The sequence below is a fragment of the Pseudomonas marincola genome (assembly GCF_900682675.2).
In the GTDB taxonomy this organism is placed as follows: Bacteria; Pseudomonadota; Gammaproteobacteria; order Pseudomonadales; family Pseudomonadaceae; genus Aquipseudomonas; species Aquipseudomonas marincola.
Map to the genome: position 1 here is coordinate 2,097,503 of NZ_LR215729.2, position 18,969 is coordinate 2,116,471.

At 59.3% G+C, this 18,969-nt stretch carries 17 protein-coding genes; 5 read left to right on the top strand and 12 right to left on the bottom strand.

From position 1 onward, the window contains the following. The first annotated feature begins 128 nt into the window (after positions 1–128). The 4 genes from PMYSY11_RS09840 to PMYSY11_RS09855 all read left to right on the top strand — a co-directional run bounded on the left by PMYSY11_RS09840 (position 129) and on the right by PMYSY11_RS09855 (position 3,846). A complete protein-coding gene (locus PMYSY11_RS09840) occupies positions 129–716 on the top strand; it encodes an RNA polymerase sigma factor (RefSeq protein ID WP_150549051.1) in 588 nt (195 codons plus the stop codon). Beyond that, entirely contained in the window at positions 713–1,387 is a 675-nt protein-coding gene (locus PMYSY11_RS09845) for a hypothetical protein (RefSeq protein WP_150549052.1), read from the top strand. The genes PMYSY11_RS09840 and PMYSY11_RS09845 overlap by 4 nt, the downstream gene beginning before the upstream one ends. A gap of 212 nt (positions 1,388–1,599) precedes the next feature. Next, positions 1,600–2,061, top strand: coding sequence for a hypothetical protein (locus PMYSY11_RS09850; protein WP_150549053.1), 462 nt, complete (start codon positions 1,600–1,602; stop codon positions 2,059–2,061). A 243-nt stretch (positions 2,062–2,304) separates the two neighbouring features. Then, a complete protein-coding gene (locus PMYSY11_RS09855) occupies positions 2,305–3,846 on the top strand; it encodes a nucleobase:cation symporter-2 family protein (protein WP_150549054.1) in 1,542 nt (513 codons plus the stop codon). A 73-nt stretch (positions 3,847–3,919) separates the two neighbouring features. On the opposite strand, the gene PMYSY11_RS09860 is transcribed toward PMYSY11_RS09855, so the two are convergent. The 8 genes from PMYSY11_RS09860 to PMYSY11_RS09895 all read right to left on the bottom strand — a co-directional run bounded on the left by PMYSY11_RS09860 (position 3,920) and on the right by PMYSY11_RS09895 (position 13,889). Then, complete coding sequence (locus PMYSY11_RS09860; RefSeq protein ID WP_150549055.1) at positions 3,920–4,474, bottom strand: UPF0149 family protein; 555 nt, start codon at positions 4,472–4,474, stop codon at positions 3,920–3,922. Between the two features lie 148 nt (positions 4,475–4,622). Next, on the bottom strand, positions 4,623–5,447 hold the full coding sequence (locus PMYSY11_RS09865) for an SDR family oxidoreductase (protein WP_150549056.1): 825 nt from the start codon (positions 5,445–5,447) through the stop codon (positions 4,623–4,625). A 35-nt stretch (positions 5,448–5,482) separates the two neighbouring features. Then, positions 5,483–7,495 (bottom strand): acetyl/propionyl/methylcrotonyl-CoA carboxylase subunit alpha, encoded by a 2,013-nt coding sequence (locus PMYSY11_RS09870; RefSeq protein ID WP_150549057.1) that lies wholly within the window; start codon positions 7,493–7,495, stop codon positions 5,483–5,485. 15 nt (positions 7,496–7,510) lie between these two features. After that, positions 7,511–8,305, bottom strand: coding sequence for an enoyl-CoA hydratase/isomerase family protein (locus PMYSY11_RS09875; RefSeq protein ID WP_150549058.1), 795 nt, complete (start codon positions 8,303–8,305; stop codon positions 7,511–7,513). A 48-nt stretch (positions 8,306–8,353) separates the two neighbouring features. After that, positions 8,354–9,514 (bottom strand): citronellyl-CoA dehydrogenase, encoded by a 1,161-nt coding sequence (atuD, locus tag PMYSY11_RS09880; protein ID WP_150549059.1) that lies wholly within the window; start codon positions 9,512–9,514, stop codon positions 8,354–8,356. 18 nt (positions 9,515–9,532) lie between these two features. Beyond that, positions 9,533–11,149, bottom strand: a complete 1,617-nt coding sequence (gene atuC, locus PMYSY11_RS09885; RefSeq protein WP_069899869.1) for a geranyl-CoA carboxylase subunit beta — start codon at positions 11,147–11,149, stop codon at positions 9,533–9,535. Between the two features lie 3 nt (positions 11,150–11,152). After that, complete coding sequence (locus PMYSY11_RS09890; protein ID WP_150549060.1) at positions 11,153–12,025, bottom strand: SDR family oxidoreductase; 873 nt, start codon at positions 12,023–12,025, stop codon at positions 11,153–11,155. 79 nt (positions 12,026–12,104) lie between these two features. Continuing rightward, a complete protein-coding gene (locus PMYSY11_RS09895; RefSeq protein WP_150549061.1) occupies positions 12,105–13,889 on the bottom strand; it encodes an acyclic terpene utilization AtuA family protein in 1,785 nt (594 codons plus the stop codon). Positions 13,890–14,211: 322 nt separating this feature from the next. Here PMYSY11_RS09895 and PMYSY11_RS09900 point away from each other — a divergent pair, with 322 nt between their 5' ends. Then, entirely contained in the window at positions 14,212–14,808 is a 597-nt protein-coding gene (locus PMYSY11_RS09900) for a TetR/AcrR family transcriptional regulator (protein ID WP_172970713.1), read from the top strand. 7 nt (positions 14,809–14,815) lie between these two features. On the opposite strand, the gene PMYSY11_RS09905 is transcribed toward PMYSY11_RS09900, so the two are convergent. The 4 genes from PMYSY11_RS09905 to PMYSY11_RS09920 form a co-directional block, all read right to left on the bottom strand. Continuing rightward, positions 14,816–16,264: a hypothetical protein gene (locus tag PMYSY11_RS09905; protein ID WP_150549063.1), complete on the bottom strand. Its 1,449-nt coding sequence runs from the start codon at positions 16,262–16,264 to the stop codon at positions 14,816–14,818. Positions 16,265–16,271: 7 nt separating this feature from the next. Continuing rightward, on the bottom strand, positions 16,272–16,439 hold the full coding sequence (locus PMYSY11_RS09910; RefSeq protein ID WP_069899864.1) for a DUF2897 family protein: 168 nt from the start codon (positions 16,437–16,439) through the stop codon (positions 16,272–16,274). Positions 16,440–16,531: 92 nt separating this feature from the next. After that, positions 16,532–17,296: an ethanolamine ammonia-lyase subunit EutC gene (eutC, locus tag PMYSY11_RS09915; RefSeq protein ID WP_069899863.1), complete on the bottom strand. Its 765-nt coding sequence runs from the start codon at positions 17,294–17,296 to the stop codon at positions 16,532–16,534. 12 nt (positions 17,297–17,308) lie between these two features. Continuing rightward, positions 17,309–18,703, bottom strand: a complete 1,395-nt coding sequence (locus PMYSY11_RS09920; protein WP_150549064.1) for an ethanolamine ammonia-lyase subunit EutB — start codon at positions 18,701–18,703, stop codon at positions 17,309–17,311. Positions 18,704–18,969: the final 266 nt, after the last annotated feature.

Below are 18,969 nucleotides of genomic sequence, written 5' to 3' on the forward strand. Positions count from 1 at the left end.
TGCCGCGCAGGAGCAAGGTCCGCGATGGGCTGGGGTTGCGCGCAGAGTTTGTGCAACTGGTCGAGCTGGCGCACAGTCTGCAAACCTCGACTCAGGCAACTATTTCACCAACAGCAAGGATTGATTGAGTGACGCAATCTGGCGATGCCCAAATTGACGATAGCGAACTGTTGCGCCGCTATCGTCTGGGCGATGAGGACGCTTTCGGCCAACTTTACCAGCGCCATCGCCTCGGGCTTTTGCGATTTTTGCATGGCCTGTGCAATGACCCGATTGTGGCTGAAGAGGTGTTTCAGGAAACCTGGTTGAGCCTGATCCGCAGCCAGTCGTTGCAGCGCGAAGCGGTGCAGTTTAAAACCTGGTTGTACCAGATCGGCCGCAACCGACTGATCGACTATTGGCGCAAAAACGGCACGCGGGCGAGTCGCGAAGATCAGTACGATGATCAGCTGCACGCGCAACCGACCGGCGAGGCGACGCCGGAACAGCAATTGAGCCTGAGTCAGGACCGGCAGCGTCTGGACGCCGCACTGGCGGATTTGCCGCTGGATCAACGCGAAGTGTTTTTATTGCGCACGCACGCTGACCTTGAATTGCACGAAATAGCAGACATTACCCAAACACCAGCTGAAACAGTCAAGAGTCGCCTGCGCTACGCATTGCAAAAGTTACGTCGGCTGCTGGCCGATCCGGCAGCTGAAGAGGTCAACGTATGAGTAAGCAACCCAACCCACTGGATGCCAGTGAGCAGCAACTGATTGAGCACTACCGAACCCATCATGATCTGCAACCATCGGCTGTCACCGATGCCAGCATTATGCAGGCGGCGAGTGCGGCGGCTAGTGCGGCGGCCAGAGCGGCGAAAAAGCCGGCGGCGAGTTCATCCGTATTGTCGCGTCTGCATGCCTGGTTGTTTGCCGGTGAGCGCGGGGGGCGTTGGCCTGTGGCGCTGGCCAGCGTAATGGTGATCGGCGTCGCCGTGGGCCTGGTGTTCAATACAGTCGAGCCAGAGCCAACGGCCTACGATAGCCCGGCCGCCCGCCAGTACGCGGCGCCAGCGATGCACGAACAACAGGCCAGCAAGAAAGTACTGGAGCGCAGTCAGGCTCAGCAGAGTCCGCAGCTCAGCGCCCCATCTGCCAAGCCTGAAATGGAAGCCGCAGCGCCTCCAGCTTCGGTCGCCTCCATGGCGTCGAGCGCCGAGAGTAAAACAGACAATCTGCAACTTGCAGTTGATGAGCAGACGCGTGCGCAGTTGCTCGAAATTCTCGACTTGCGCAAGGCGGGTGACACTGCTGAGGCCAATGCGCGTATTCAACGCTTGCAGCAGCGTTTACCCGCGCTGGATATTGAGCAACAGCTGACGCGGCTCGCCAAGGAGCGCTAAAGCCGGCGCCTGCGACAAAATCCAGCTTGTCAGTTAGCGGGCAGTACGCGAGCATAGTGCTATTGAATGACATCCTCGCAGCAGCAATGCTGGGCGAGGGTGCAGGTTATCTCTTCTTCAGATCGACTATGACTACGCAGCGTTTGCTCCTTTTGGCACTTTTGGCCCCCTTACTCGTTGCCTGCGAGCAAGATTCAGCGCCGAAAAAGGTGGTGAAACCGGTCGCGACTGTTCCAGCCGAAAAGCCGCCAGAGCAAACTGTAGTCGTCCAGCCGCCGGTGCCTGCAGAGGCAGAGCTGGTGCCCGAGGCGCTGCCAGACCCAGCAGGTGCCATCGAGCCTGAAGTCAGCGAGCCGCTGGAACCAGTCGAGGCTGCGGATTCCCCCGAAATCACCTACCAGCCGCCCGTCAAACCCAAGCCGAAAGCGCCGATCAAGCCCAAAGAGCCGGAAAAGCCCAAACTCGACCTGAGTTTGCCTAAAGGCCTGCTCAAGGAGCTCAATGAGGCCGCAGTCGATGAACCGACCGCCGATCCATTGCTGCCACCGTTGTTTGTGCCTGAAGACGATCAGCCGAGCAAATATCAGCTAAGCGGCAAGCTGCACACCAACGATGACGACGAGTATTTGCAGTCGATTGACGGTGCTGAACTGCAAATCGAGATCAAGCAGTAACGCCTTAAGCGTCGTCTGCACAGAGTTTTGTGCGGCAGTTTACAATTTATTGTGCACACTTTTCTTTGCGTTTCTTCTGCCTTTTCGCGCTTAAATAACTGATTTGACTGACAAGTCACGCTGGATGTTTTTGGCGCTGACTCTACTTAGGTTTGGCTCTCAATATTTATTGTATACAAGTGGAAAAAATCGACGCATATTATTGCCAGCGTCGTGAATACAATAAAAAGCGAGAGACTCCCTATGACTACGTCTGTAGATAGCAGTACTTCAGCGCCACGCCCGGAAGATGAGAACCTCGGAGCCCCGGCCAATATGGCCTACGGCTTGCAACACGTACTCACCATGTACGGCGGCATCGTTGCCGTGCCGCTGATTGTCGGTCAGGCCGCCGGCTTGTCTCCCAGTGATATCGGCCTGCTGATTGCCGCTTCACTGTTCGCCGGTGGTCTGGCGACCATGCTGCAAACCCTCGGGCTGCCGTTCTTCGGTTGCCAGTTACCGCTGGTACAGGGCGTTTCATTCGCCGGTGTCGCGACCATGGTTGCGATTGTCACCACAGGGGGGAGTGGCGGAATCCAGGCGATCTTTGGCGCGGTCATAGCCGCCTCGCTAATCGGCTTATTGATAACCCCGGTTTTCTCCCGAATAACCCGGTTCTTCCCGCCGCTGGTCACCGGAATCGTGATTACCACCATTGGCCTGACACTGATGCCGGTCGCGGCGCGCTGGGCAATGGGCGGCAACAGCCGTGCGGAAGACTTCGGCAGCATGGGCAACATCGGCCTCGCAGCCATCACCCTGGTTATCGTGCTGCTGCTGAGCAAAATCGGCAGCGCAACAATTTCGCGCCTGTCGATCCTGCTGGCCATGGTCATCGGTACATTAATCGCCATGGCGCTGGGCATGGCGGACTTCTCGAAAGTCGCTGAAGGCTCGATTGTCGCATTCCCGACACCGTTCCACTTCGGCATGCCAACCTTTCACATCGCAGCGATCATCTCGATGTGCATCGTAATCATGGTGACGCTGGTCGAAACCTCCGCCGACATCCTTGCCGTCGGCGAAATCATCGGCACCAAGGTTGACTCCAAGCGCCTCGGCAATGGCCTGCGCGCCGACATGCTGTCGAGCATGCTAGCGCCTGTCTTCGGTTCATTCACCCAGAGTGCATTTGCGCAGAACGTGGGTCTGGTTGCCGTTACCGGCGTTAAGAGCCGCTTCGTGGTTGCCACCGGCGGTTTGATTCTGGTCACCCTGGGCCTGCTGCCGATCATGGGCCGCATTATCGCCGCTGTGCCGACTTCGGTGCTGGGCGGGGCGGGTATCGTGCTGTTTGGTACTGTGGCGGCGAGCGGTATTCGCACGTTGTCCAAGGTTGATTATCGCAACAACATGAACCTGATCATCGTTGCCACCTCAATCGGCTTCGGCATGATCCCGATTGCCGCGCCGACTTTCTATCACGCGTTCCCAGACTGGTTCGCCACCATCTTCCATTCGGGCATCAGCTCGTCGGCCATCATGGCGATCATCCTCAATCTGGCGTTCAACCACTTCACCACCGGTAACTCCGATCAGCAGTCGGTGTTTGTCGCGGGTACTGAACGTTCGCTGCGTTTCACCGATATTGCCTGCCTTAACGACGGCGATCACTTCGTCGACGGCAAACTCTACGACTGTGAAGGTAACGAGGTGCCGGTGATTGCCGAAGACGATCACGGCGCTGCGGCACCACCCGCGCAAGCCAAGGCTCCGGCAGCCGTGCGAACAGACCATGCCTGAGTGACTGGCCTGGGCTAGAAATGAAAAGGGCGGCTCCAGAACAACTGGGCCGCCCTTTTAAGTTGCAGCAGGCTTAGCGCTGAGTCACCCAGTAATCATGCAGGGCAATCGCGGCCGGCTTGATTGCTGCCAGCTGCTGGTTATGCTGATTAGCATCGAAATTGGCTGGCAACTCGAAATTGTCTTCTTCGGCGCACTGGGCAATCAGCTCAAGTTGCGCGGCCAGTTGCGCCGGCAATTCAGGCCAGTTGCTGACGCTGATTCCGCGCAGGTAACCGAAGCACCATTCTTCAGCCAGCGTTACGCTCTGGCCATGATGGTCGGTGGTCTCGAAGCGCGGTTCGAACGCCTGCACATCAGTGCCCAGTTGGGCGGCCAGGGTGTTGAGGTGACGTACGCTGAGGTCGATGAATTGCTTGGCTTCGTCCGGGCTTTGCCAGTCCGGATTCTCTCCGCCCCAGATAGCCGGGAACCACTCGGCAATATCCACCTGAACCGGGCCAGACGCGAGTGCGGTCAGGTAGCCATCGAGTTCGGAGACGTTGAGTACGGAGTTATCGTCGCCGTACTTCAGCAGTGCATCTTCGAGGAACTCGTAATCGTTGGCAGCCAGAGGTGCATTTTGCATAGCAATGATCCTTAACTTATCGGGCGGCGAAAAAACTGCGCGCCGCTAAAGAGCCAAGGATGGCGCTTGCTCGGAATTTTAGCCAGCGCTGCAGGTTGGATAGGGCAAATATATCTGCCTGCAGTGCCGGCTTTTGGCTCAACTGAAATCAGTCGACAAACAAATCAGGGATCAGGTCGCCGCCTTCGGGATCAAAGCGATAGTGTTCGAACTCGGTCTGCCCGTGCTCGCGCAAAATCTCTTCGTCGATCAGCAGGCGGCCGCTGATGCTGCGTTGCTTGCTGTTGAGGATTGTGTAAGCGGCGTCGGCCATGATCAGCGGCGAGCGGGCACGTTTGAAGGCGTCACGGCTGCCCAGTTCAAACTCAATGGCGGCGGTGGCGATCATGGTTTTCGGCCACAACGAGTTGACGCTGATGGCGTACTTCTTGAACTCCGCGCTCATGCCCAATGTGAGCATGCTCATGCCATATTTGGTCACGGTGTAGGGGCCGTGTTGGGCAAACCATTTTTCGTCGAGATTCAACGGAGGCGAGAGGTTGATGATGTGCCCGTTACTGCTTTTTTTCAGGTACGGCAACGCTGCCTGGCTGCAAACCATCACCGCTCGGGTGTTGATCTGATACATCAGGTCGAAGCGTTTAGCCGGCAGATGCTCGACGCCCATCAGCTTGATTGCGCCGGCATTGTTGATCAGCGCATCGATGCCGCCAAAGTGTTCAGCGGCTTTGGCCATGGCCACTGCCACCGCATTTTCATCGCGCACATCGAGTTGCAAGGCCAGAGCCTGGCCACCGGCGGCGATCACTTCCTCGGCAACACTGTGGATGGTGCCTGGGAGCTTGGCGTGGGCTTCGGCGCTCTTGGCTGCAATCACGATATTGGCGCCATCGCGGGCCGCACGCAGGGCAATTTCGCGGCCGATACCGCGGCTGGCGCCGGTGATGAACAGGGTCTTGTTATTCAGTGACATAGAGGCATTCCGTTCAGTAGATGAAGTGATGCGATTCAGCCGGTAACGGCCTCGGCGTCTGGATGTTCGGGCTCGATCTCAATCAGTACCTGGCGATTGCGCACCTGATCCCCTTGGCGCACCTGAACACTGCTGATGACGCCGTCGATACTGGCCTTGAGCGGGTGTTCCATTTTCATCGCCTCCAGCACCAACAACAGCTGGCCCTTGCTGACGCGACTGCCCATCTCAACCTGCACATCGACGATTGCGCCATCCATGGGCGCCTTGACGGTGCCGGTGGTGGCGCTGGCCGCTGCGGTAACTTGAGCGTGGGTGACGTCGGTGAAATGCAGGTTGCCGCTGTGCCCGTAAAGCCACAGGCTGCCGCCCTGCAGATGAAAGGCAACACGCTTGCGCACGCCGTCGATCACCACTGTGGCGCGTCCCTGATGCATGTCCAGCAACTGAATTTCCAGTTGTTGATCATTGACGGTGACAGCCAACTGCGCCTGACTGCCGGCTTGCTTAACGTCCACTTGCAAGGCCACGCTTTGCTCCAGCACCTGCAGTTTCAGTTGCAGCGGTGAGCTTGCCACATTGCGCCAGCCGGACAGTCCATTAGTACCGCCAGGTTGCTGCGCGCCTGTTTGAAACAACAGGGCGCCAGCCAGTGCAATTTCAGCGTTGTCAGGTGCCGCCGGGCTCAGGCTTGGGTCCTGTTGAAAATGCTCGGCAATGAATGCGGTGGTGGCATTGCCCGCTGCAAATTCCGGATGCTTGAGCAGATTGGCAAGGAAACGCTGGTTGGCATTAACGCCAAGCAACACACATTGTTCGACCGCACGCACCAGCTTGCGCCGCGCCTCTTCACGGGTTGCGCCGTAGGCGATGATTTTCGCCAGCATAGGGTCGTAGAACGCCGAAATTTGCTGGCCTTCGCGCAGGCCGTGATCGATGCGGATACCGTCCAGCAGCTCCGGCGACCACTGCAACACCGCGCCGGTTTGCGGCATGAAGTTATGCGTAGAGTCCTCGGCGTAAAGGCGCACTTCCATGGCATGGCCGTTGAGCTGGATCTGCTCTTGTTGCAGCGGCAGTGCCTGACCTTCGGCGACCATGATTTGCCACGCCACCAGATCCTGCCCGGTGATCAGTTCGGTGACCGGATGCTCAACTTGCAAACGGGTGTTCATCTCCAGAAAGTAAAATTCGCCATTGCTGCTGTCGAGCAGGAACTCGACCGTGCCAGCGCCGACGTAATCCACCCAGCCAGCGGCTTTGATGGCGGCTGCGCCCATAGCGTTGCGCAGTGTTTCGGTCATGACCGGGCAGGGCGCTTCTTCGACCACCTTTTGATGGCGGCGCTGCACCGAGCAGTCACGCTCACCGAGGTACACCAGATTACCGTGCTGATCGCCAAACACCTGCACCTCGACATGGCGCGGGCGAATCACGGCTTTCTCCAGAATCAGCTCATCGCTGCCAAACGCATTCAGCGCCTCGGAACGGGCCGTGCGCAACTGCTCGCCGAGCTGCGCCGCAGATTCGACTAGGCGCATGCCACGTCCGCCGCCACCGGCGCTGGCTTTGATCATCAGCGGATAGCCAATTGCCTCGGCCTCGCGCGCCAGCGTTGCATCATCCTGCGCGGCACCCTCGTAGCCCGGAATGCACGGCACACCGGCTTCGAGCATGGCGATTTTCGACAAGCGCTTGCTGCCCATCAGGTGAATCGACTCGACACTCGGGCCGATGAACACAATGTCCGCAGCCTTGCAGGCCTCGGCAAACGCAGCGTTTTCCGAGAGGAAGCCATAGCCCGGATGAATGGCATCGGCGCCGGTTTGTTGGGCGGCGTTGATGATCGCGTCGATTTTCAGGTACGACTGACTGACCTGCGCAGGGCCGATACAAACCGCTTCATCGGCCAGCTCAACGTGGCGTGAGTCGGCATCGCTGCTGCTGTAGACCGCGACCGTGCGATAGCCTAATGCCTGAGCGGTATGGATGACCCGGCAGGCGATTTCGCCGCGGTTGGCGATGAGAATTTTATTGAAAGCGGGCATGCGTGCGGCTCCTGCTTATTGCGCCCAACTCGGGGCGCGTTTCTGGACGAATGCCAGGGTTCCTTCGGCACCTTCTGCGCTCACCACCGTCTCGGCGAATTGCTCTGCTGCCGCATCCAGTAACTCACCCAGCGGCTCCTGCTCGGTGCGCAGCAGCAAGGCCTTGGTTGCCGCATTGGCGGCCGGTGCGCAACGCTGAATATTCGCCAGTGTTGTCGCCAAGCGCTGTTCCAATGCCGCGTTGTCGGGTTCGCTGAAATGCACCAGACCCAGGCTGACGGCTTCTTCGCCGCCGAACCGGGCGGCTGTCAGTGCCAGCCGGCGCGCTTGCGTCAGGCCGATACGTTTGGCCACGAACGGGGCGATTTGCGCGGGCAGGATTCCCAGTGTGGTTTCGGGCAGGCCAAACTTTGCAGCGTGGCTGGCAATGGCGATGTCCGAGACGCACGCCAGACCGAAACCCCCGCCGAGTACCGCGCCTTCGAGCACGGCAATCACCACCTGTGGCAACTGCTGGGCTTCTTCAAGCATGCTGCCGAAGGCCCGGTTCAGCTCGCGGTAGGCATTAACGCCAACGCTGCGTGCTGCCGCCATGTCCTTGATATCGCCACCGGCGCAGAAGTGCCCGTCTGCGCCGCGAATCACCACTGCGCGTATTGCTGTCTGCTGGCGCAGCAGACTGAACACCTCGCGCAACTCGGTGACCATTTCCAGACTCATGGCGTTGCGGCTGGCGGGGCGGTTAAGGGTAATGCGCAGGCTGAAGTCGCAGACCTCAAGCAACAGCGTGGTGGTACTCGGCAGCTTCATGGGCGTTCCTTTGACAGAGGGGTTTGCCGTGATTGAGTCATCATCGACTCAAGCCTTTTTCTTGCCGGGCAAAATACCCATCAGCTTGCAGATGATGCCGAGCATGATTTCGTCCGCGCCGCCGCCAATCGAAACCAGACGCACGTCGCGATAGGCGCGCGACACCGGGTTGTCCCACATGAAGCCCATGCCGCCCCAATATTGCAGGCAGCTGTCGGTCACTTCACGGCCCAGGCGGCCGGCCTTGAGCTTGGCCATCGATGCCAGTTTGGTGACATCCTTGCCGCTCACATACAGCTCTGTGGCGTGGTAGACGAGCGCACGCAGGGCTTCGATTTCAGAGGCCAGTTCGGCCATGCGAAAGTGAATGACCTGATTGTCGATCAGCGGATTGCCAAAGGTTTTGCGCTCTTTGCAGTACTCGATAGTGGCGTCTACGCAGTGCTCCAGTCCCTTGATCATGTTTGCCGCACCGAACAGGCGTTCCTCCTGAAACTGCAGCATCTGCATCATGAAGCCCGCGCCTTCGTGGCCGATGCGATAGCGTTGCGGTACACGCACCTCGTCGAAGAACACCTGAGCGGTTTCCGAGCTGCGCATGCCCAGTTTGTCGAGGTGCGGGCTCAGGGAAATTCCCGGCGTATTCATCGGCACCATAATCAGCGACTTGTTGACGTGCGGCTTGTCGTCAGAGGTGTTGGCCAGCAGGCAAATGAAGTCGGCGCTGGGCGAGTTGGTGATCCACATCTTGCTGCCATTGATCACATAGTCGTCGCCGTCTTTGCGTGCGGAGGTTTTCAAACCGGCCACGTCAGAGCCTGCGCCCACTTCGGATACGCCAATACAGCCGACCATGTCGCCGCTGATGGCCGGGCGCAAAAATTCGTCGCGCAGCTCGTCCGAGCCAAAGCGGGCGAGGGCGGGCGTGCACATGTCGGTTTGCACGCCAAAGGCCATCGGAATGCCGCCGCAGTGAATGGTGCCGAACTCTTCAGAGGCAACAATCGAGTAGCTGTAATCGAGGCCCATGCCGCCAAATTTTTCCGGTTTGGAAATACCCAGCAAGCCTAGATCACCGGCTTTTTTGAAGATTTCCTTGATCGGGAAACGCCCGTCCTTTTCCCACTCCTCAACGTGCGGGTTGATTTCCTTGTCGACGAAGTTGCGCACGGTGCGGCGCAGTTCCTGGTGTTCTTGAGTGAAAATCATTTTTTATTATTCTCCGGATCAGAGGCGGGCGACGCCAAAGGTGTTGGATTTGAGCGGGCGCACCTGCGCTTCGGCGCAGATATCCAGCAAGAAACTCAAAAGGGTGCGCGTGTCGCGTGGGTCGATCAGGCCGTCATCCCACAAACTGGCGGTGCCGAACAAGGCTGTCGACTGGCTGTCGAGCTTTTGCGCGGTGACCTGTTCCAGCATGTCGAGCATCTTCGGGTCTGCTTCCTTGCCGTCCTTGGCGTGTTTGGCTTCGGTGACAATGCGCAGCACCTTGCCGGCCTGCGCGCCGCCCATGACCGCGGTTTTGCAGTTGGGCCAGCCAAAGATAAAGCGTGGATCAAGGCCGCGGCCGCACATCGCGTAGTTACCGGCGCCGTACGAGCCACCGACAACCAGCGTCAGCTTGGGCACCGTGGCGTTGGCGACAGCCTGGATCATTTTCGAGCCGTGCTTGATCACCCCGAGCTGCTCGGATTCGCTGCCAACCATGAACCCTGTGGTGTTCTGCAAGAACAACAGCGGCGTGTTGCTTTGCTCGCACAGTTGGATGAACTGCGCGGCCTTGCTGGCGCCTTGCGGGGTAATCGGGCCGTTATTGCCAATCACGCCACAGGGCTGCCCGGCGATGCTCAAGTGGCCGCAAATGGTCTGGTTGTCGTAGTTGTGCTTGAAGTCGAGAAACTCCGAGCCATCGGCAATGCGCGCAATAATCTCGCGCACGTCGTAGGGCTTCTTGGCATCGGATGGGACTACGCCCAGCAGCTCTTCGGGCGGATACAGCGGCTCGCGATAGGTGCGTTGCGGGCGCACCGGCAATTGCTGGTTCCACGGCAACATGGCCATGATTTCGCGGGTAATGCGCAAGCCGTCGGCGTCACTTTCCGCCAGATATTCGGCCGTGCCGGCTACCTCGGCGTGCATCTGCGCACCGCCGAGCTCTTCGTCGGTGGCAATCTCGCCGGTGGCGGCCTTGAGCAGCGGCGGGCCGGCCAGAAACATCTTGGCCTTGCCGCGAATCACCACCACGTAGTCAGACAACCCCGGCTGATACGCACCGCCTGCGGTGCTGGAACCGTGCACGACGGTGATCTGCGGCAACCCCATCGCGGACATCCGCGCCTGATTGGCAAAGCCCCGCGCGCCTTCGATGAAAATCTCGGCGGCATAATTGAGGTTGGCGCCGCCGCTTTCGGTGAGGGCGACTACCGGCAGTTTGTTTTCCATCGCGATCTGCTGCAAACGCAGGGTTTTCTTCAGGCCGGTTGGCGAAATGGTGCCGCCTTTGATCGCGCTGTTGCTGGCCGTGATCAGGCAGCGGATGCCGGCGATGTAACCAATCCCGGAGATAATCCCGCCGCCGGCCTGGCTGCCATCTTTATCGTCATGCAGTTTGTAGCCGGCCAGAGACGCCAGTTCGAGAAACGGCGCGCCCGGATCAAGCAGCAGATTGAGCCGCTCACGGGGTAGCAGCTGGCCGCGCTTTTCGAACTTGGCCTTGGCCTCACAGGCTTTCTCCAGGCAATTGCGTTCGACTTCGCGAAAACTGGCAATGGCGCTGAGCATGGCCTCGCGATTGCTCGCAAAGTCTTCACTGTGCGGGTCTATTTCGGACTGGATCACCGGCATCGGTTATTCCCCTTTGAGAACGTCAGGCATGTAGGCGCGATGGAAACCATTGAACGGCTGGCTTTGCCCTGCTTTGGCTTTGCTCAGCGGGAACGCCCGGCCGCCCTGACTGGCGGCGCCGTCGATGCGCACGGTGGTGCCGCTGATGAATGAAGCGCCCGGGCTAAGCAAGAAGACGATCGCCGCCGAAACTTCAGATTCAGTGCCGATGCGTTTTAGCGGAACATGCTCGCGCAGCAGCGGAATCGCGGCCTTGAAGGCGCCGTCGTAGGTGTCCATGCCGCTGGAAGCAATCCAACCCGGCGCGACGGCATTCACCCGCACGCCCGCATGCGCCCACTCGAAGGCGGCGGTTTTGGTGAAGTTTTCCATGCCCGCCCGTGCCGCACCCGAATGGCCCATGCCGGGCATGCCGCCCCACATGTCGGCGAGCATGTTGACGATGCTGCCGCCGGTTTTATTCATGCTCTGGTTGAACACCTCGCGGGCCACCAGAAAACCGCCGACCAGATTGGTCTTCACCACGGCCTCAAAGCCTTTGAGGGTGATTGAGGCCAGTGGCGCCGGGTATTGGCCACCGGCATTGTTGACCAGATGATGGATGGCGCCATGCTCGGCGATTGTCGCCGCGACCATCGCCTTGACCGACTCCTCATCGCGGATGTCGCAGGTGTGCAGGCTGACGCTGCCACCGTCCTGACTGATTTCGCCCGCGGTCTTTTCAAGCTTTTCAAGGTTGCGCCCGACCAACACCACATGTGCACCGAGCGCCGCCAGTTCATGCGCGGTGCAGCGCCCGATGCCACTGCCGCCACCGGTAACCATGATGGTTTGCCCGGCGAACAACCCTGCTGAGAAGACTGATTGATAACTCATGCTGACAAATATCCTGTGTTTTGCGCGCGACAAGCTGCGAGCGGGCAACGGGTTAATCGGTAATTTGCAGGGCTTGGCTTCAAGCCAGCTCAGCGGCCAGTTCTGCTGGCAACGGTATTGGAATCTCCAGCAGTTGCTGGGCAAACGCCTTGCCTTGCGGGTCGATCCGCAGGCTGGCAACACCGCCGCCACCGAGGCTGTTTTCAAGCAGGAAATTCAAGCTATGGGTGCCAGGTAAATACCAGCGCGACACTTTGCTGTGCGGGCTGTCGAGTACATGCGAGAACCATTGAGCCACGGCTTCCGGGGTGAGAGCAGCCGCTATCCATGCCAGGTATTCGGGCTTTCTGGCCATGACACCAATATTGCTGTGGTCACCCTTGTCGCCGGAGCGGGCGACGGCGAGACGCACCAGCGGCACGCGTGAGCTGCCGGTTTCTTTCGGCAACGGCGCGGTGGCAGGTGTTGCTGGCTGGGCGGGCGTTGCGCGGTCTGGCAGCTGCACGGCGTGCTGCTGATCGCCGATGGCCACATGCAGTTGGCACAGGCTTTTATCGGTGAGGAAGGAGAAGAGACGGATCACCGGATACACCGTCGGGCGCCCTCCGACAATCCCGGTCAGGCCTGGCGCCATACCGGTTGCGGCTTGGGCAATCTCACGCGAAAACAACACCAGCGCCTCTTTCTTGGCGTGACGCACACCGATCTTTATCACCACCTCACGTGTGTCGTCGCGCAGGGCGTGGCTGCCGTACGTGGCTTCGCTGCCGAGCAATTCAATGCACACCTGTGAATAGTCGCCCCAACCGCGCTCGGCGAACATTTCGCTGGTCTTGTCGATAATTGCCTGACTGACCCGCTGGGCTTTTTTGACCGCATCAATGCCTGCCATCAGGCAGCTGGCGGTGCAGCGGAAGCCGTCTGGATAGGTCGCGCTAACTTTATATTGGTCCGTCGGTGGCAGGCCTTTGGCCCCACGCACGGACACCACGTTCTCGGCTGTTTGCTCGAGCGTGACCTGCGAGAAGTCGCAGATGACATCGGGTAGTAAATAGGCTTGCGGGTCGCCGATTTCATAGAGCATCTGCTCGCCGACTGTCCATGGCGTCACCAGTCCGCCGCTGCCTTGTGGTTTGCTCACGGTGAAATCGCCATTGGCGGCGACCTCAACCACCGGGAAGCCGATGTGGGCGTAATCAGGCACGCTTTGCCAGTCGGTGAAATTGCCACCGGTACACTGCGCGCCGCATTCGATGATGTGCCCAGCCAGGGCGGCTTGGGCGAGTTTGTCGTAAGCGTCCCAAGGCCAATTGAATTCATGCACCAGCGCAGCGCTGACTACGGCGCTGTCGACCACGCGGCCGGTGATGACGATGTCTGCGCCATGCTTTAGCGCCTCAACAATGCCCGGCGCGCCCAGATAGGCGTTGATTGATACGCAGAACGGCGGTAAAGGCTCGCCGCTGAACATCTCGCGAACATCACTGTTACGCAGTTCGCTGTGTTTGGGTTGCAGGTTGTCGCCATGCACAACGGCAATTTTCAGATCGACCCCAGCTTTTTCGCAGGCCGCTGCCAGCGCTTGCGCACAGGCTTGTGGATTAACCCCGCCAGCATTGCTGATGACCTTGATCTGTTTGGTCGCCAGTGTTGGCAGCAGCGGCTCGAGCACCTCGACAAAATCTCGCGCGTAGCCCGCGTCGGGCTGCTTCATGCGTGCCCCGGCCATGATCGACATGGTCACCTCGGCCAGGTAATCGAAAACCAGATAATCCAGTTCGCTACCGTTGACCAACTGCGCAGCGGCGGTGGAGGTGTCGCCCCAAAATGCCGAGGCACAGCCAATGCGGATGGTTTTACTCATGCTCAGGCCCCTGAAACAATTGCGCTAAAAGTTGCTGGTTGACGCTGGCGTCTTCAGCTTTGTTGTTATTGCCAGCGGATTGCGGGTGCAGATACCGGCTGTGCGTTAGCGTTTTGCAATGGCTTCAACACTACCAAGCAAGCGCTTGGTTGAAAAGTCTTTGTGGGTAAATTTCAGAAAATTTAGCCAAGCGCTTGCTTGGTGGGCCTGTGCAGAATAAATTCCTGCCTTACAACTGTTGGGCTGAGAAGGCGCTGCAGGTCATGCAGCAGTGAGCCGGTGGAGAGAATGTCGCGTGAATGAACAACAAGCCCATGCAGTTATGCAGCAATTGGTCGCCAGTGGTCAGGTCACAGACCCTGAAAGTGCTCGCGGTAAATTGCTGCAAATGGCTGCGCATCTGTTTCGTAGCAAGGGTTTTGATCGCACCACAGTGCGTGATCTGGCGGGCGCTGTAGGGATTCAATCAGGAAGTATCTTTCATCACTTCAAGAGCAAGGATGAGATCCTGCGCTCGGTGATGGAGGAAACCATTCGTTATAACACCGCCTTGATGCGTGATGCGTTGGGGCAGGCCGCGAACACCCGTGAACGCATGCTGGCGCTGATTCGTTGCGAGTTGCAGTCGATTATGGGCGGCACCGGCGAGGCGATGGCGGTGCTTGTGTATGAGTGGCGTTCGCTGTCGGACGATGGCCAGCAGTTCATTCTGGCCCTGCGTGACGAATACGAGCAGATCTGGCTCGATGTGCTCGAAGAGGCGCGCGTGCAGGGCGAATTCAGCGGCGACCCGTTCATCATTCGCCGCTTTCTTACCGGCGCGTTGAGCTGGACCAACACCTGGTTCCGTTCAGAAGGCCCGATGAGCCTTGATCAGTTAGCCGAACAAGCACTTACCCTGGTGATTAAACCGGCGTAAGCCCCGCTTATGGCGCCGCGTTGAAATAGCGCTCAAGCAACAGCGGATCATCGAAATGCGCACGGCCGATAAAGGCTGTCGCATGCCGGCCCCATTGGCGCATGCTGCCTGGCGCGTGTACGCCGGATGGCCAGAGTACCCAGCGCTCCAGTCGCTCAGTGCCGCTGATTAAGCCGTCCGGTTGATAGAGGCTCTTAGTGCCTTGGCCGTGGTCAAGCTGGCGCAACTGATCCAGCGAGGCTTGCTGATAGGTGATCGGCACGCTGGCGCTGGTTCGCTGGTCCACCCAGACCAGCGCATGCTCTCTGGCGCTTAACCACAATGTCGCGGGCTTGCTGGCGTCAACAGCCACCAGCCGATGTGGACGGCTTTCTTCATCCCGCGCTTGGCTGAAGCGTAAGGCAGAGCTCTGCGGCACAAAGAAACTGTGCCAGCAGCCACAGGGGTGAATGCTGTCGTACAACATGGCAGCGCCTTGATCATCAAGGGTTACGCGCCAGATCAGCCCGTCGAGATCGCCGCCGAGCATGTCCAGCGGATTGGATTTGGGGCGCTCGCGGAACCACATCTGGTAGATCAGCTGCAGATGCCAGCGCCCGTCAATCCGGCTCCAGCCCGTATGCTGATAAATCACCGGCAACGGGCTGAACTGGCGCTCGCCTTGCGCATTGAAACGCGGTTGACCGATACGATCCGCCGGGCTTGCTTGTTCAACATTTATCAGCGGCGCGTGCCTGGCAAATAGCGCCTGCAATTGCTCGGCGTCAACTTGCGGCAAGCCCAGTGCGTCAAGCGAGAACTTTGTCGGAAGCGCTGAAGTATCTGTGGCCACCGGCTGGTAATTCAGCCAGCGGGCAGAGTCTTGCGGCGCGGTCGTGGTGGCGGCCTCAGCTTGCCACTGGGCAATACCTTTGCGGTACAACGGTTTGAGCAGAGGGTAGAGGCCCAATGCACGCGCCCAGTGCGAATAGTCATCGGCAACTGCGCTGGCGTTGCGCAGTTGATCCAGCGCCGATGGATCGCTCAAAAGCTGTTGAATCTGATTGTTGCGACAGGCATTCAATCGCGCTTGGAAGGCCGGATTATCCAGACCATTGCGTGCAGAGGCGGGCAGGTTGCGTTGCTCAATGGCACTGGCGGCGATGTCGTTGGCGGCCAGTCGCTGCAGCCATAGCCGCTGTTGCTCCGGGTTTATGGCCTGGCTTGCGAGCAGCGTATCGAGGCGACTGCTGCGCAGGCCGTAAAAGCCTTTAATCTGCGCAAACTGGCCATCGCGCGTGGCCTGCGTGAGCTGATCGCGCGTGGCAAACAGTTGCTCGCAGGATTGTTCGGACGAGACAGGTTGCTGGCTGCAGCCAGCTCCTGTCAGCAGCAACAGTGACGCGAGCGCAACTCGCAGGCTGGCAGGCGTTATTGCCAGAAACGCTGCGCATTGGCCGGGCTGCGTAGAAACCAAGATGCGCTCAGGCGTCGCGCTGGTCCTTGGCATCTTGTTCGGCATTACGCTCGTGTATCCGTTTCAGTTGCTCTTCATCGAGCGGCAGGGGTTTGGCGGTGTCACGCAACACCATCAAACCGCCAACAATGGAGCCGAGCACCACGATGATTAACAGCCAGATATACCAAGGCATACAGAAACTCCCTTTAGGCTTGAGTTAGCAGCTTACTCCGGCGCTGGCGGGCTGTCAGGTTGTTCGCATCTGCAAGTTGCAGCAAGAGCGCTTCAGGAACTGATTTTAAGCTGGTTGCTGTCATCCTTGAGTGACACGCCGGAAAGTTGCAGGCGCAGCGACTCGCGGGCCAGATAGTCGAGTTTCAGCGCGGCCTGCGCATACGGCAAGCCTTCGGGGCGCACGTTGGAGATGCAGTTGCGTTGGCTGTCCATGCTGCCGTGCGCAGGTTGATAGGTCAGATAAATGCCTAAACTGTCGGGCGAACTCAGGCCGGGCCGCTCACCAATCAACACGATCAACAGACGCGCGCGTAATGCCACGGCAATGCCATCGCCAATGGCAACGCGGCCTTGTTCGGCGATGACCACGGGCGTGTTGGCCCAGTCGGTGCTGAATCGTTCGCGAAAGGCCTTGAGCAACGGCAGCGAATGACGCTGGGCGGCAATCGAGGACAGGCCATCGCAGATGACTACAGCCAGTTCGGGTGCGGGCAGCGCGTGTTCCAGATAAATGCGGCTTTCATCGTGTAGCTGCCGGCCGTAATCCGGGCGTAGTAAATAGGTTTGGCGATCCTGCGCATTGCTGTGCACGTGCAAGGTGCGAAAGCCTTCGGCGTGCAACTCGTGCTTGAGGTGGGTGAAGTCCAGTGGCCGGTGCACGGCATCGCGCGCCTGCGCATGGGCCAGGCCAAATTTGAGTACTTCGCGGGTCGGCAGGCTTGAGCCGACGCGGCCCAGCGCAATGCGGGCATTGGTGTGGCTGCGCAGCTCATCCCACGGATTGGCCTGAATCAGGGTTTTATCGTCATTGTGCATGCATACGACTCCTCAGGCGGCACCGGAAATAAAGGGCAATTGCTTGAGCAGGTGATGGCCCCGGCCAATTTCGCGCAGCTGGCCGGTGGTGTCGGTAATGGCCATTTTGGCCAGCCATGCATCGAACTCGGGGGCGCGTTTGAGGCCGAGCACGCTGCGCAGATACAGGGCGTCGTGGAACGAAGTGCTCTGGTAGTTGAGCATGATGTCGTCCGCGCCGGGAATGCCCATGATGAAGTTGATACCTGCCGCGCCGAACAGCGTAAGCAAGGTGTCCATGTCGTCCTGGTCAGCTTCGGCGTGGTTGGTGTAACAGACGTCGCAGCCCATTGGCAGGCCCAGCAATTTGCCGCAGAAGTGATCTTCAAGTCCGGCGCGGATGATCTGCTTGCCGTCGTACAGGTATTCCGGGCCGATAAAGCCGACCACCGTGTTGACCAGTAATGGCTTGAATTCACGGGCCACGGCATAGGCGCGCGCCTCGCAGGTTTGTTGGTCGACATCGTGGTGGCCGCCTGCCGAGAGCGCGCTGCCCTGGCCGGTTTCAAAGTACATGAGGTTGTTGCCCACTGTGCCGCGCTTGAGCGACTGCGCCGCGTCGTGAGCTTCACGCAGTAGCGCCAGATTCACGCCGAAACTGCTGTTGGTCTTCTCGGTGCCGGCGATGGACTGGAACACCAGATCAATTGGCGCGCCGGCTGCAATCGCCTGTATCTGGGTGGTGACATGGGTGAGTACGCAACTTTGCATGGGGATATCGAAGTGCTCGCGCACCTCATCGAGCATTTGCCACAGGCGCATCAGCGTCGATAACGAGTCGCTGGCAGGATTGATACCGACCGTGGCATCGCCCGAGCCGTAGAGCAGGCCGTCGAGCAGGCTGGCTGCAATGCCGCGCACATCGTCGGTGGGGTGATTGGGTTGCAGGCGCACCGACAGATGACCGGGCAGGCCGATGGTGTTGCGAAACGCGGTAACCACGCGGCATTTTTTGGCCACCAGAATCAAATCCTGATTGCGCATCAGCTTGCTCACGGCAGCGGCCATTTCCGGGGTAATGCCGGCGGCAACAGCGGCCAATGCCTGGCTGTCGGTGCTGTCGAGCAGCAGCCAGTCGCGTAAGTCGCCGACGGTAAGATGGCTGATCGGGGCAAACGCGGCCTTGTCGTGGGTGTCGATGATCAGGCGGCTGACTTCGTCCGATTCGTAAGGAATCAGCGCCTCCTGCAAGAACTGCTTGAGCGGCACATCGGCGAGGATGATTTTCGCCGCCATGCGTTCCTCGTAAGTGGCCGCAGCCAGGCCTGCCAGATAATCCCCGGAGCGCGCCGGGCTCGCCTTGGCGAGTAAGGTCTTGAGGTCGGCAAAACGGTATTGCAGCGCACCTACAGCGGTTTGATAAAGCAAAGCCTGCACTCCAATTGCGAGCGGTTGCGGCTGTGATGTCTGCCAGCAACCGGCGTAATCAATAGCGCGCCGATGTTGGGGCGCCGCGTTGTTGCAATCACCTGCAGTCACCATGCCACAGCGCTGCAAGCCAGCGATTGCCAGCCTGCTGCAGTTAAGGCTCAGGTTGAAATCGGCGTTAATGCTGCGTGCTGGTGCATTTAACCTGTGCGTAGTGCAGCAGCAGTGCATGGCGCCACAGGTAAATGGCGTTCATGCCTACGCTA